12 protein-coding genes and 1 pseudogene are annotated in these 13045 nt (G+C 66.9%); 4 read left to right on the top strand and 9 right to left on the bottom strand.

What is annotated here, in order from left to right:
• Window positions 1–171 precede the first annotated feature (171 nt).
• Window positions 172–2160: an acetyl-CoA carboxylase biotin carboxylase subunit gene (locus LQ772_RS04930; protein ID WP_231324569.1), complete on the top strand. Its 1989-nt coding sequence runs from the start codon at window positions 172–174 to the stop codon at window positions 2158–2160.
• A gap of 88 nt (window positions 2161–2248) precedes the next feature.
• Here the strand turns inward: LQ772_RS04930 and infC are convergent, their stop codons facing one another.
• Window positions 2249–2776, bottom strand: a complete 528-nt coding sequence (gene infC, locus LQ772_RS04925) for a translation initiation factor IF-3 (RefSeq protein WP_425600838.1) — start codon at window positions 2774–2776, stop codon at window positions 2249–2251.
• A 45-nt stretch (window positions 2777–2821) separates the two neighbouring features.
• Window positions 2822–4723: a threonine--tRNA ligase gene (thrS, locus tag LQ772_RS04920; RefSeq protein ID WP_231324567.1), complete on the bottom strand. Its 1902-nt coding sequence runs from the start codon at window positions 4721–4723 to the stop codon at window positions 2822–2824.
• A 341-nt stretch (window positions 4724–5064) separates the two neighbouring features.
• On the opposite strand from thrS, the gene LQ772_RS04915 reads away from it, so the two are divergent.
• Window positions 5065–6072, top strand: a complete 1008-nt coding sequence (locus LQ772_RS04915) for an NAD-dependent epimerase (protein ID WP_231324565.1) — start codon at window positions 5065–5067, stop codon at window positions 6070–6072.
• A gap of 26 nt (window positions 6073–6098) precedes the next feature.
• On the opposite strand, the gene LQ772_RS04910 is transcribed toward LQ772_RS04915, so the two are convergent.
• Complete coding sequence (locus LQ772_RS04910) at window positions 6099–6803, bottom strand: hypothetical protein (RefSeq protein WP_231324563.1); 705 nt, start codon at window positions 6801–6803, stop codon at window positions 6099–6101.
• A gap of 477 nt (window positions 6804–7280) precedes the next feature.
• Window positions 7281–7730: a CopD family protein gene (locus LQ772_RS04905; RefSeq protein WP_231324560.1), complete on the bottom strand. Its 450-nt coding sequence runs from the start codon at window positions 7728–7730 to the stop codon at window positions 7281–7283.
• A gap of 198 nt (window positions 7731–7928) precedes the next feature.
• Here LQ772_RS04905 and LQ772_RS04900 point away from each other — a divergent pair, with 198 nt between their 5' ends.
• Window positions 7929–8306, top strand: coding sequence for a YajD family HNH nuclease (locus LQ772_RS04900; protein ID WP_231324558.1), 378 nt, complete (start codon window positions 7929–7931; stop codon window positions 8304–8306).
• 45 nt (window positions 8307–8351) lie between these two features.
• Here LQ772_RS04900 and LQ772_RS04895 read toward each other — a convergent pair whose 3' ends face one another.
• A complete protein-coding gene (locus tag LQ772_RS04895) occupies window positions 8352–9557 on the bottom strand; it encodes a S41 family peptidase (RefSeq protein WP_231324556.1) in 1206 nt (401 codons plus the stop codon).
• Between the two features lie 337 nt (window positions 9558–9894).
• Complete coding sequence (locus LQ772_RS04890; RefSeq protein WP_231324555.1) at window positions 9895–10314, bottom strand: hypothetical protein; 420 nt, start codon at window positions 10312–10314, stop codon at window positions 9895–9897.
• Between the two features lie 205 nt (window positions 10315–10519).
• Here LQ772_RS04890 and LQ772_RS04885 point away from each other — a divergent pair, with 205 nt between their 5' ends.
• Window positions 10520–10696 (top strand): DUF3606 domain-containing protein, encoded by a 177-nt coding sequence (locus LQ772_RS04885; protein ID WP_231324553.1) that lies wholly within the window; start codon window positions 10520–10522, stop codon window positions 10694–10696.
• A 53-nt stretch (window positions 10697–10749) separates the two neighbouring features.
• Here LQ772_RS04885 and LQ772_RS04880 read toward each other — a convergent pair whose 3' ends face one another.
• From LQ772_RS04880 to LQ772_RS04875, 3 genes and pseudogenes are all read right to left on the bottom strand, one after another.
• Window positions 10750–11604, bottom strand: coding sequence for a class I SAM-dependent methyltransferase (locus LQ772_RS04880; RefSeq protein ID WP_231324551.1), 855 nt, complete (start codon window positions 11602–11604; stop codon window positions 10750–10752).
• A 109-nt stretch (window positions 11605–11713) separates the two neighbouring features.
• Window positions 11714–11899, bottom strand: a pseudogene (locus LQ772_RS17365) (carboxymuconolactone decarboxylase family protein); the annotation flags it as partial.
• Between the two features lie 68 nt (window positions 11900–11967).
• Window positions 11968–12969 carry a zinc-dependent alcohol dehydrogenase family protein gene (locus LQ772_RS04875; protein ID WP_231324550.1) on the bottom strand — a complete coding sequence of 334 codons (1002 nt, stop codon included), beginning with the start codon at window positions 12967–12969 and terminating at the stop codon, window positions 11968–11970.
• Window positions 12970–13045: the final 76 nt, after the last annotated feature.

Genomic DNA, 13045 nt, shown 5'->3' with positions numbered 1-13045 from the left:
GCGCGACCGCCGAGCCCCCGGTCGCGCCCAAGGGCGCTCCTGCAGGGAAAGCCTGGCGGCGACCGACAATGATAGCCCTCCCCGGCCAGCCTCGTGCTGCGCTGCGCATCGGCTACACACGTCTTATCTGTTAATTTCGCGGGCTTTGCATCGACTCGGGACCGACCCTGCATGTTCGAGCGCGTACTGATTGCCAACCGCGGCGAGATCGCCTGCCGCGTGATCCGCACCTGCCGGCGCCTTGGCATCCACACCATCGCGGTGTATTCGGAGGCCGACAAGGACGCCCAGCACGTGCGGCTGGCCGACGAGGCCTGGCCGATCGGCGGCCCGCGCCCGGCTGACTCCTACCTGCGCGGCGATGCCATTCTGGAAGTAGCGAAGAGCACCGGCGCGCAGGCGATCCATCCTGGCTACGGCTTCCTGTCGGAGAACACCGGTTTCGCGCGCGCCTGTGTCGAGGCGGGCATCGTGTTCATCGGCCCCAAGCCCGAAAGCATCGACGCGATGGGTTCCAAGGCGGCGGCCAAGGCGCTGATGGAAAAGCACGCCGTGCCGCTGGTCCCGGGCTACCACGGCGAGAACCAGGAACCCCCGCACCTCGCCGAGCAGGCGCGCAAGACCGGCTTCCCGCTGATGATCAAGGCCGCGGCCGGCGGCGGCGGCAAGGGCATGCGCATCGTGCGCGGCGAGGACGAGTTCGCCGACGCGCTGGCCTCGGCCCAGCGCGAGGCGGCCAATGCCTTCGGCGACACGCGGGTGATCCTGGAACGCTACGTCGAGCACCCGCGGCACATCGAGTTCCAGGTATTCGGCGACACACACGGCAACGTGATCCATCTGAACGAGCGCGAGTGTTCCTCCCAGCGCCGCTACCAGAAGGTACTGGAAGAAACGCCCTCGCCTTTCCTCACCCCGGAGCGCCGTCGCGCCATGGGCGAGGCCGCGGTGGCCTCCGCAAAGGCGGTCGATTACGTCGGCGCCGGCACGGTGGAGTTCATCGTCGGCGCGGATGGCGAGTTCTTTTTCATGGAGATGAACACGCGCCTGCAAGTCGAGCATCCGGTCACCGAGGAGACGCTGGGCCTGGACCTGGTCGAGTGGCAGCTGCGGGTCGCCGCCGGCCAGCCGCTGCCGCTGAGGCAGGAGCAGGTCAAGGCGCACGGCCACGCGATCGAGGTGCGCCTTTACGCCGAGGATCCGGAGCAGAACTTCCTGCCAGGTTCCGGCAAGCTGCTGCGGCTACGCCTGCCTTCGCCGTCGAAGCACGTGCGCATCGATGGCGGCGTGGTCGAGGGCGACACCGTCACCATCTTCTACGACCCCATGATCGCCAAGCTGATCGTCTGGGACGCCGACCGTCCGCAGGCGCTGGAGCGCCTGCGCCAGGCGCTGGCCCAATGCGAGATCGTGGGTCCGAAATCCAATATTGCCTTCCTCGAGCGGCTGGCGCGACACCCGTCGGTGGTCGAGGGACGCATCGACACCGGCTACCTCGACCGCCATCTGGACGAGTTCCTCCAGGGCGAAGCGCCGCCGGCCGACCGAGTGCTGTTCGCCGCCGCGACCGCGGCGCTGCTGCAGGAAGAACGCAGCGTATCGTCCAACGCAGCCGACCCTCATTCCCCCTGGGCCAGCGCCGATGCTTGGCGCATCGGCCACGCCGGCAAGCGCGTGGTAGCGCTGTCGCTCCATGAGCAGCGTTACGAAATCGCGGCCCACGGTCATGGTGGCGACTACCGGCTGGAACACGGCGAGGCCGCCTGCGACGTCCACGGCGCACGCCTGGAAGCGGATGCACTGAGCGCCCGTTTCGACGGCGAGGCCCAGCGCCTGGGTGCGCTGGTCGACGACAGCCGCGTCCTGCTGCACGACGCCGCCGGCCGCCGCTACCGCTTCGTGCGCGCCCCCGCCTTCGCCTGGGCGTCGACCGAAAGCGCCGGCGGCAACCAGATCGTCGCCCCGATGCCCGGCCGCATCGTGCTGGTCAAGGCCAAGCCCGGCGACAGCGTCGAGGAGGGCCAGGAGCTGCTGGTGATGGAAGCGATGAAGATGGAGCTGGCGCTCAAGGCGCCGCGCGCCGGCACCATCGAGAGCGTCAGTGCGACGCAGGGCGAGTTCGTCGAAGCGGACGCGGTGCTTGTGCGCTTCGACTGCTGAGGCGCGCGCGGTCTGCTCCCTCTCCCCACCCTGGAGAGGGTTCAAAAGGGAGGCAAAGAAAAGGCGGCCATCGAGGCCGCCTTTTTCGTTACTGCTTTTTCTTCGGTCCGATCATCATGACCATCTGGCGTCCTTCCAGCCTGGGGAAGGATTCCACCTGACCGTTGTCGCCGACGTCCTCCTGGATCTTCCGGGCCAGGTTCTGGCCGAGGTCCTGGTGGGACATCTCGCGGCCGCGGAAGCGGATCGTGACCTTGACCTTGTCGCCCTCTTCCAGGAAGCGAAGCATGTTGCGCAGCTTGATCTGGTAGTCGCCCACGTCCGTCACCGGGCGGAACTTCACTTCCTTGATCTCGACCTGCTTCTGCTTCTTCTTGGCGGCCTGGGCCTTCTTCTGGGCTTCGAACTTGAACTTGCCGTAATCCATGATGCGGCAGACCGGGGGGTCGCCGTTGGGCTGGATCTCGACCAGATCCATGCCCGCTTCCTGCGCCATGGCCAGCGCCTCGTCGCGGGTCAGGATGCCCAGCTGTTCCGAGTCGGCGCCGATCACGCGCACGCGCGGCACGCGGATTTCGAGGTTACGGCGGTTGCCCTTGTTGTCGGTGGTAGCGATACCACTATCCTCCAGAAGAGTTATTGAATTAGGCCACGGCGAACATCAACGCCGCGTTTCGGCCTGAAGTCGTTCGACGAAGTCGGCCAGCGGCATGCTGCCCAGATCCTCGCCCGAACGGGTACGCACGGAAACGGCCCCCGCTTCCTTCTCGCGGTCACCGACCACGAGGAGATAAGGGACCTTCTGCAACGTATGCTCGCGGATTTTATAGCCGACCTTTTCATTGCGCAAATCGGCCTGGACGCGGAAGCCTTTGCCGACAAGGGCTTGCGTCACCTCGCGGACATAACCGGCCTGGGCGTCGGTGATGGAAAACACCGCCGCCTGCACCGGCGCCAGCCAGGCCGGCAGGTTGCCGGCGTGGTGCTCGATCAGGATGCCGATGAAACGCTCCATCGAACCCACGATGGCGCGATGCAGCATGACCGGGTGGCGCTTCTGCGAGGCCTCGTCCACGTACTCGGCGCCCAGGCGCTCGGGCATCATGAAGTCGACCTGCATGGTGCCGACCTGCCAGGCGCGGCCGATCGAATCCTTCATGTGGTACTCGATCTTGGGGCCGTAGAAAGCGCCCTCGCCGGGCAGCTCCTCCCACTGCACGCCGGCGGCCGAAAGCGCCTTGCGCAGCGCGTCCTCGGCGCGATCCCACACTTCGTCCGAACCGATGCGCTTGTCCGGGCGCAGCGCGATCTTCAGTGCGATGTCCTGGAAACCGAAGTCGCCATACACCTGCATGGCCTGCTGGTGGAAGGCGGTGACCTCAGGCTCGATCTGCTCAGGCGTGCAGAAGATATGGCCGTCGTCCTGGGTGAAGGCGCGCACGCGCATGATCCCGTGCAGCGCGCCCGAGGGCTCGTTGCGGTGGCAGCCACCGAACTCGCCGTAGCGGATCGGCAGCTCGCGGTAGCTGTGCAGGCCGGTGTTGAAGATCTGCACGTGGCCGGGGCAGTTCATCGGCTTGAGCGCGTAGGTGTGCTTCTCCGACTCGGTGAAGAACATGTTCTCCGCGTAGTTGTCCCAGTGGCCGGACTTCTTCCACAGCGACACGTCCAGCACCTGCGGGCAGCGCACTTCCTGGTAGCCGCTCTTGCGGTATACGCGGCGCATGTACTGCTCGACCTGCTGCCAGATCGCCCACCCGTTGGGGTGCCAGAACACCATGCCGGGGCTTTCTTCCTGCTGGTGGAACAGGTCCAGGGCTTTGCCGATCTTGCGGTGGTCGCGCTTCTCGGCCTCCTCCAGCTGGTGCAGGTAGGCCTTGAGGTCCTTGTCGTTGAGCCAAGCGGTGCCGTAGACGCGGGTCAGCATCGCATTGTTGCTGTCGCCGCGCCAATAGGCGCCGGCGACCTTCATCAGTTTGAAGGACCGAAGCTTGGCCGTATTGGGCACGTGCGGGCCGCGGCACAGGTCGGTGAAGTCGCCCTGGGTATAGAGCGAGAGCTCTTCGTTGGCCGGGATCGACTCGATGATCTCGGCCTTGTAGACCTCGCCCAGATCACGGAAGAACGTCACCGCCTCGTCGCGCGACTTCACCGAGCGCGAAACCGGCAGTGCCTCCTTGACGATCTTCTCCATCTCCGCCTCGATCTTCGCCAGATCGTCGGGCGTGAAGGGGCGCTCGTAGGCGAAGTCGTAGTAGAAGCCGTTCTCGATCACCGGCCCGATGGTGACCTGCGCGCCGGGGTAAAGGCGCTGCACCGCCTGCGCCAGCAGGTGCGCGGTGGAATGGCGCAGGATCTCCAGCGCCTCGGGACTCTTCTCGGTGACGATCTCCACGCGGGCGTCATGGTCGATCGGGAAGCTGGCGTCCACCAGCTTGCCGTCCACCTTGCCGGCGAGCGTCGCCTTGGCCAGGCCGGCGCCGATGGAGGCGGCCACGTCCTGGACGGTCACGGAATGGTCGAACGGCTTCTTGCTGCCGTCCGGGAGAGTCACTTCGATCATGGATGGAACCCCGGAAAATCAAAAAAGGGCGAAACGCCCTTTTGTGCAACGGAACAAAGGCGTCGGGAGGTCAGCGATGGAAAGCGGTAGTTGCCATGTCGCACGCTCGACCGGCGCTTACGCGCGGGCCACCTCGAACCAATCAGGCCCTTAGTCTAGCCGAGAATCCCCCGCAGGAGCGCCCTTGGGCGCGATCGCCATGTCCGCGCCAGTCGGCGACTTGCCGAACGACGGTCCCGCCCGGGGCCGCTCTTACAAAATGGTAGGAGCTCATGCACCTGCGCCCGCCCCTCACGCCCCAGCCCGCTAGAATGCCCCGTCCTAAACAGGAACCGTAACGGATGCGTATCCTCGTCACCGGCACCGCCGGCTTCATCGGCGCCGCACTCGCCCAGCGCCTGCTCGCGCGCGGCGACGAAGTCTTCGGCATCGACAACCACAACGACTACTACGACCCGTCGTTGAAGGAAGCGCGCCTGGCGCAGTTCGCCGACCACCGTGCGTACACGCACCTGCGCGCGGACCTGGCCGATGCCGAAGCGGTCGACCGCGCCTTCGCGACGTTCCAGCCGCAGCGCGTGGTGAACCTGGCCGCACAAGCCGGCGTGCGTTACTCCCTGAAAAATCCGCGCGCCTACGTACGCAGCAACCTGGATGGTTTCCTCAACATCCTGGAGGGCTGCCGCCACGGCAAGGTCGAGCACCTGGTCTACGCCTCCTCCAGCTCCGTCTACGGTGCCAATCGCAAGATGCCTTTCGCGGTGGAAGATGCCGTCGACCATCCCGTCAGCCTGTACGCGGCCAGCAAGAAGGCCAACGAATTGATGGCGCACAGTTACAGCCATCTCTACGGCCTGCCCACCACCGGGTTGCGCTTCTTCACCGTGTACGGACCCTGGGGCCGGCCCGATATGTCACCGATGCTGTTTGCCGACCGCATCAGCCGCGGCGAGCCGATCGACGTCTTCAACTTCGGCAACCACAGCCGCGACTTCACCTACATCGACGACATCGTCGAGGGCGTCATCCGCACGCTCGATCACCCGGCGCAGCCCGACCCGTCCTACGATCCGGAACAACCCAATCCCGGCACGTCCAGCGCGCCCTACCGCGTGTACAACATCGGCAACGACCAGCCCGTGCAGCTGCTGCGTTTCATCGAGCTGCTGGAACAGAACCTCGGCGCCACCGTCGGGAAGAACCTGCTGCCCATGCAGCCAGGCGACGTCCCCGACACCTGGGCCGATGTCTCCGCCCTGCGCCGCGACGTCGGTTATGCGCCGGGCACTTCGATCGAGGATGGCGTCGCACGCTTCGTGAAGTGGTATCGCGAGTACCACGGGCGCTGACCCGCTACGTCGCGAACGCAACCTGGCTAACGGGGCCCGTTCCTGCCCATGCCCGGAAGCCCCCACTGCTCCAGCGTCATGTGGGGCCGCGCCCAGTGCAGCCAGGCGATGGCCACCGCCATGCCGCCGAAGGTCAGCGGCCCGCCCGGCCAGGAGTGACCGGGAAACACGTACATCACGCAACCGGACAGCGCCAGCAGAAGTGCCGGCTGCCAGGCGCGGCCGGCCCGGTACAGCGACAGCGCGGCCGACGCGGCGCCAACGGACAATGAAAGCCGTCCGATCAGCGCCAACAGTGGATGGTTGGTTCCACCGAATACCGGATGCATCCAGACGACATCGATCGGCGCCTGCCACGCACCCGGCTTCCCGGAGGCGTGTGCCGCCTCCACCAAACTGCCCACCACCAGTCCGGCGGCAGTATCGAAAACCACGAAGCACAGGGCGAACACAAACAGCGCCGCCCGGCAGAGCTTCGCCGCAACACCGGCCTGTGCGTTCACCAGCGTTGCCACCGAAAACGCGGCCAGAGCGAATAGCGGCAACTGGATGTAGTGCACGATCAGCCATGTTCGGACGTCCATCGCAAGCAGGTGGTGGCCTGGATGCGGATGGAAGACTTCCAGGATCGCCAACGCGGCGGGTGCCGCGGCAGCGAGCAATGCATGGCGCGCACGCACGCGGCGGGCCTGGTCCAAATCTTCGAACGTGGCAGGCTGGTAGATGTTCATGGGGGTCGATCCGGGGAGAACCGGCTGCCGCAACGGCAAGGCCAGCATGCGGCGTTAGCGCCGCGGATTAGGCCCCACCGCCGCCCCAGTCATGCCCTGGCATTCTTCGACACCAAGGCCCGGCCGCCCGATGGTACGGCCGCGACACCAACGGCAAAGCCGCCGGGAGGCGCCGTGGCCGCGTCTCCAGTTTTTTTTGCGACAAAGGAACGCGCTCCGCGATGAACGCGGAATGGAACCGCCGAGCAAGCTTGGAAAAATCTGCAATACCTGAAACGCTCGTGCTGCCACAACGCGCCAGCGCTCGCTGGTATATCAGGACCTACGTCGGTCTAGCGGACCGAAGTGCATCCGGACACCAATGCACCGGTTGACGATTAGACACCCGCGAACGTAAACCGGCGGTCGAGAAAAGTCATGGACGCGCGTGATCACCGCACGGGGCAGCGAATGCGTTGCAATGGGTTATCGGTCGAATCAGAAAGGCTTGGCCAGCACCAGGAAAATCACCCCCAGCAACAGCAGCACCGGCAGTTCGTTGAGCCAGCGCAAGGCCAACGGCGAAGGCAGCGCGCCGCCTTTCCCGCAGTGCTTCAACATCCGCCCCACGACCACGAAATAGGCCAGCAACAAGGCCACCAGTCCAAGCTTGGCATCGATCCAGTGCATGCCCGACGCCACGTTAGGCAAGGTCGCGGGAAACAGCCGCCAGCCCTGCCACAGCACCAGGCCGAACAGGAACGCGGCGCCGAACATGTTGTGGCCGAACTTGTACAACCGCCGCCCCATCAGCAGCAGCCGCTCCCGCACGGCCGCATCGTCGCCGGCCTCGGCGAGGTTGACGAGAATGCGCGGCAGGTAGAAAACCGTCGCCATCCAGGCGATGACGAAGAGCAGGTGGAAGGACTTGATCCAGAGGTAAGTCATGCTGTGGTCCTTGTGACGGAACGCGCCATTGTGGCTCAGCCGGCAGGCGCCCCTCCAGCAAGCACCCGGACGCGACCTCTCCGGTTGTCGCCCGGGCCGCGGGCTCACGCTGACGCAGTCCCCGAACCGGTCGACGATGACGCGGCAGCCAGCACCCGCACACGCGATAATGCCGGCCGAACTGCCACGGATCCCGCCATGAGCCAACGCACGCCTGACTCCGCCAAACTCGACCGCATCGTGGCCGAGGCCCGGCGCGCCGCCGAACAGCGCGAACTCGGCTACCGCGAGCGTGCGCTGAAGATGTATCCGTGGGTGTGTGGCCGCTGCGGGCGCGAGTTCACCCGCACCAATCTGCGCGAGCTGACGGTGCACCACCGCAACCACGACCACGATTTCAATCCGCCCGATGGCAGCAACTGGGAACTCCTGTGCGTGTACTGCCACGACAACGAGCACTCCCGCTACATCGATCACGTACGCGGTGCCGGCTACGAACCTGTCGAGCAGGCCCCCGCCACCGGCAACCCGTTCGCCGACCTCAAGGCGATGCTCGAGGCCAAGGGCAAGCGCTGAGTCCGGCCGCTCACGGCCACCTCGTCGTACTCCGGCGTCTCCGCCTCATCGTGATATCGCAGCAACCAGCGCGCGCGCCTGGTCGGTGGCGTCCCCGTCCATCGGCAGCACTACATCCGGCGCAATGCCCTCGATCTCGTTCGTGCCGTTGTCCAGGAAGCGCGCGCAGTTCGGCATGCGCACGTCGAAAGGACTGGCTCGCAGCCGCGTGCGGCCACCGCCGTTGACGTAGCCGCAACCCGCGCCGGCGGTGGTCTGGCCAAGCACGCGTGCGACCTTGTTCTGCTGCAGCCAGGCGACGAAGTCCTCCGATGCCGAGGCGGTATGGTGATCGGCGAGGATCCACACCGGCCCGGTCCATACACCCCTGCCCTGCAGGGTGAGGCGCTCGCCCTCGGGCTCCAGGACCGGGCACGGCGCGGCGGCGCCTCGCCACACGATCGAGCGGTCGCACGCAGGCGCGACACGCCGCGGCTGCGCGCGCGACAACGACCGGTCGGTCAACAGCGCGACCACCTCGGTCACCCACTCGCTGCCGCCCCCATTGCCCGAGACGTCCACCAGAAGTCGGCGTGCACCGCGCGCCCGCAGTTCGCCGATGGCCTCCACCAGTCGGCGCTCCTCCAGCTCGCGTACCGCCAGCTGCAGTTCCCGCCCGCCAATGCCCGGACGAAATACCTGCCGGCAGGCCGTGGCGTAGGCGTCCTCGCCGAACTGCGCGATGCGCAACACGCCGAGATCGCCCAGCAGTCCGGTCGGGAAATCGCCCGTGCGCATGGGAGTCCAGCCCGCCAGACCGGCGAAGGGAAAGTGGAATGCATGGTCGCCCTCCTCGTATCCGGCGGCGGCGCAGTCCTTGCCCGCTGGCGGATCGGCCTCGACCGCCACAGCGGCGGGGGCAGGAGCGGCATCGGCCACCGCCGCTGCGGGCATGACGGGTCGCTCCCCCGGCACGAGTCGCAGATGCGGATCGTTGAAGGCCCGGGTGAACCGGCGCAGCGCCAGGAACGCGCGCACGTGCGAATGCGCGCCATCGAGCGCAGCCGTGGTCTGCCGGTCGAGCGCGGCCAGGTCCAGGCGGCGGTGTGCAGCGATCCAGTCCAGGTTCGCGTAGCCCTGTGCCATATCCTGCTTGAGGCGAGCGTAATCGGCCTGCCAGGCGCGCGCGTCGTAGGTGGCCGCGTCGAACCCGGCAGTGGCGAGGACCAGCCCGGCGAGCACCAGCAGGGCACGGCGGAGAAAGCGTGGCATGGCAGCATTCCGGTAAGGGCTGGCGCCCGATTCTAGGCGCGGACCCGGCCGCGCAAGCGGGCCAATAGTCACGCAGGAGCGCCAACGACCGGTCGCGCAGATCGTCGGGCCTCCCCGACAAACAAACGCCAGGCCCATGACCGATGGGCGCCGCGAAAGCTGGTGCGTGGTTCCAGCCGTAAAGACGTCCGTCGGGAGCCTGATGGACGCCGGCGCCGTTCCTTCCCTACCAAAAACGCAGCCACTGCGTTTTGCAGTGGCTGCGTGGGACGCGATACGTGAGAGGACAACGCCGGCGCGCCCGAATCACGGCCGCCTCGCGCCCGTTGCCTGAGCGTCAGCTCGCGGGCCCCTGGTCCGCCTGAAGGCTGGACATGACCTTTTGCGCGCTCGCGTGGGCTTCGTCCACCGAGCTTGCATTCGTTCCTTCCTTCGCCTGCATCGCCGCCGCCTGCAATCGCGACACCCGTGCGGCATCGTCCTTGGCATCGACGATGGCGCCCTGCCCCATTCCCTTGCAAGGGTTTTCGGCCTGCGCGTCGTAGCCGTCGCCGGATGGCCCGACCAGGCAATTGACGACGTGCTGCAGATGGGCCTTGGCCATCTTCAGGTCTGCCGCGCCCATCGCCATGCCCGCGTGTGCGGCGGCCGTCTTGACCTCTTTCGTAGCGGCCATGCCCGGGTGCGAATGAGCCGCCAGTGGCAAGGCGAGCGCAAACACGAACGCCGTTGCCCAACGAATGGATTGCTTTGCCATGACACGCCTCCGGTAAGCGGTGTACGCCGCGGTTCCGGCAGCTTAGTCCTGCGTGTTCAGCAACGGGTGAAGCCGCGAGCCCGCCATCCCGGACGCTATCGCTGCGTCCGCATGAACGCGAGGAACAGGCGACCACTCCGGTTCCACCGCCCTTTCACCGCGCGGGTGCCACAACCCGCGCAGGACAGCCCATCGGGAGCAAGCCATGAGCGACAACCTGAACAACCGCGGGCCCGCCGACCGCACCCGGGTCAACGTGAACGAGGACTACGAAGCCCGCTACTGGGCCGACAAGTGGGGCGTCAGCGAAGATGAGCTGCGCGCAGCGGTGGCTCGTGTGGGCGTCATGGCCGACGACGTCGAGCGGGCCTTGAAGCATTGAATGAAGCGCTAGTCGCCTCCTCCCCGGGCGACGCGCGCCCCTGCCGCTGCGCGTCAGCGGGACTCCAGCAATGCGATCCCGGACATGCGCCGGCCCGCCTCCACCTGCGCGGCCGGTTGCAGCCTGGACAGCAGCTTGAAAAACCATGCTCCGCGCATGGTGCGCTTTAGCCGGAACGACTCGTCCCAGGTCGATCGGAACCCGATCTCGCGCCAGCCGTAGGACGCGAAGAACGTCGTGCCCTCCTCGGGAAAGAAGTGCATCGGCGCATGCTGCAGCCGGCTGGTCCAGCGACTGCGCTCGATGAACTTGCGCAGGCGCGGAGATCCAATGTCCATCAGCCACCACCGCGCACGCGCCACTTCGTGCAGATCGCGCGCCAGCGCGCCGACCTCGGCGTGCGTGAGATACACCAGCAAACCTTCGCTGATCACCAACACGGGGCCGTGCGCGGCGGCGCCCTCGAACAATGCGCGGCGGGCCTCGGCCTCGCGCAGATCGGTAGCCACGAACTCGACCTTGCAACGCGGTACCGCGCTCGTCATCTGCTCGCGGAAGTAGCGGACCATGTCGGGCATGTCCACGTGCAGCCAGCGCAGCGACGCCGGCAGGTCGAGGCGCCAGGGCCGTGCATCCAGCCCGGCGGCAAGGTTGAGCACGGTCGTTGCACCGTCGGCCACGCAACGCAGCACGATCTCGTCCATCACCGCGGTGCGCACGATCATTGGCCATGCGGTCGCCGCGCCCCTGGGCATCGCACGCACGATCGCCTCGCCGCGCTCGCCGCCGAGTTTGCGTGCATAGGGGTCGTTGAAGATCCGGTCCGGCCGCTCGCTCTCCATCGCGCGGTAGATCGTGACCCAGAGTGCCGTGTCGGAAACGTTGCGGATAGGGGAGGGTTCGTTCATGGCCATGTCCTTGGAATGTGTATCTGCGGGAGCACCGCGCAGCCGCCCGTCCTGTCTCCCAACGTACACGCCGGGTAGCCGCCCGGGCGACGCGATGGTACAGGTCGGGCTAACCCGCGCTGTGCTCGCTCACCGCATCCATGACGCGCGGAGTACACCAACGCTGGACCGGTGTTGAGCGCGACGGCGACGCCGAGCGCTTCGGCATCTCCCCGCGCGAGCCGCCGCGCTTCAAGGCTTCGCCGGTATGTACCGTGATGCAGCCGTCGCAACGCGTCGCCACGGCGACCGCATCCCGTCTTCTGACCCGCGTGCGGGAGGGGAAGCGTCGCCAAGCGGTACCAAAAGCCTCGCGACCGCGCCTCACCCGTCGATGTCTACCACGACCTTGCCCAGCGCCTGCCGTTGCTCGATCAGCGCATAGGCATCGTCCAATGTCGCCAGGTCGAACGTCCGGGCGTCCAGCCGCGGCCTGACCCGCCCGGCCTCGGCTAGGCAGGTCGCTTCGCGCAGGATGTCGCCGTGGTGCGCCCTGCCTTCGCCTGTCAGCAGCGGCAACAGGGTGAACACGCCCGAATAGGTCGCCGCCCGGAACGAGAGCGGCGCCAGCGCGTGGGTGCCCCATCCGAGGGAACTGACCACGTGGCCGAACCGTGCGACCGCCTTGAAGGAGGCGTCCAGGCTCGCGCCGCCGGCGGTATCGAACACCACGTCGAAACCGCGCCCCGCGGTATGGACGGCCACATAGTCCTCGACCTGCATTTGCGTGTAGTCGATCGGCGTGGCGCCAAGCTGGCGAACGATGTCGGCATGCGCGGGCCCCTCGATGGCGAAGACCTGCGCGTCGAAGGCACGCGCGATCTGGACGGCCATGCTTCCCACGCCGCCAGCCCCGCCCTGTACCAGTACGGTCTGGCCTGCCCTGACGCGGGCGCGATCGACCAGCCCTTCCCAGGCGGTGATGAACACCAGCGGCAGCGACGCCGCCTCGCGCATGCTGAAATGCGCCGGCTTCAACGCGAGCAGGTCCGCGTCCACCGCGGCATATTCGGCCAGCGAACCCTGCACGCCACCCACGCCGCCGGTCATGCCGTACACCTCGTCGCCGACGCGGAAGCCGGTGACGCCCGGCCCGGTGGCGGCCACGATGCCCGCCAGATCGATACCCAGGATCGCAGGCAGCGGGTGACGTGCATGCTCGGCGGCTCCGGCGCGGATCTTCAAATCCAGCGGATTGATGCCGCTGGCCATGATTCGCACCAGCACCTGTCCCGCCTGCGGCACGGGACGGGCGATGGAGGCCAACCGGAATGGAGCGCCATGGCTTTCCAGCACGGCGGCTTGCATGGTGGGAGACGTGGTCATGGGAGGCTCGGCGTTCGATGAGGTGGCGCCAAGCTACGCCCGACAAATCCGTTTGGAAATCCAGATAAGCGCATAC

The organism is Frateuria edaphi (assembly GCF_021117405.1).
Taxonomy (GTDB): Bacteria; Pseudomonadota; Gammaproteobacteria; order Xanthomonadales; family Rhodanobacteraceae; genus Frateuria_A; species Frateuria_A edaphi.
The sequence above is the reverse complement of the archived record's forward strand: the minus strand, read 5'-3'. Positions and strand labels throughout refer to the sequence as shown.

Bases quoted from the DNA above. Each gene is read 5' to 3' on its own strand.
- LQ772_RS04880 (WP_231324551.1), bottom strand. From the start codon at position 11,604: ATGAACGAACCCTCCCCTATCCGCAACGTTTCCGACACGGCACTCTGG.
- LQ772_RS04875 (WP_231324550.1), bottom strand. From the start codon at position 12,969: ATGACCACGTCTCCCACCATGCAAGCCGCCGTGCTGGAAAGCCATGGC.
- LQ772_RS04900 (WP_231324558.1), top strand. From the start codon at position 7,929: ATGAGCCAACGCACGCCTGACTCCGCCAAACTCGACCGCATCGTGGCC.
- LQ772_RS04890 (WP_231324555.1), bottom strand. From the start codon at position 10,314: ATGGCAAAGCAATCCATTCGTTGGGCAACGGCGTTCGTGTTTGCGCTC.
- LQ772_RS04885 (WP_231324553.1), top strand. From the start codon at position 10,520: ATGAGCGACAACCTGAACAACCGCGGGCCCGCCGACCGCACCCGGGTC.
- LQ772_RS04905 (WP_231324560.1), bottom strand. From the start codon at position 7,730: ATGACTTACCTCTGGATCAAGTCCTTCCACCTGCTCTTCGTCATCGCC.
- thrS (WP_231324567.1), bottom strand. From the start codon at position 4,723: ATGATCGAAGTGACTCTCCCGGACGGCAGCAAGAAGCCGTTCGACCAT.
- LQ772_RS04910 (WP_231324563.1), bottom strand. From the start codon at position 6,803: ATGAACATCTACCAGCCTGCCACGTTCGAAGATTTGGACCAGGCCCGC.
- LQ772_RS04930 (WP_231324569.1), top strand. From the start codon at position 172: ATGTTCGAGCGCGTACTGATTGCCAACCGCGGCGAGATCGCCTGCCGC.
- LQ772_RS04915 (WP_231324565.1), top strand. From the start codon at position 5,065: ATGCGTATCCTCGTCACCGGCACCGCCGGCTTCATCGGCGCCGCACTC.
- LQ772_RS04895 (WP_231324556.1), bottom strand. From the start codon at position 9,557: ATGCCACGCTTTCTCCGCCGTGCCCTGCTGGTGCTCGCCGGGCTGGTC.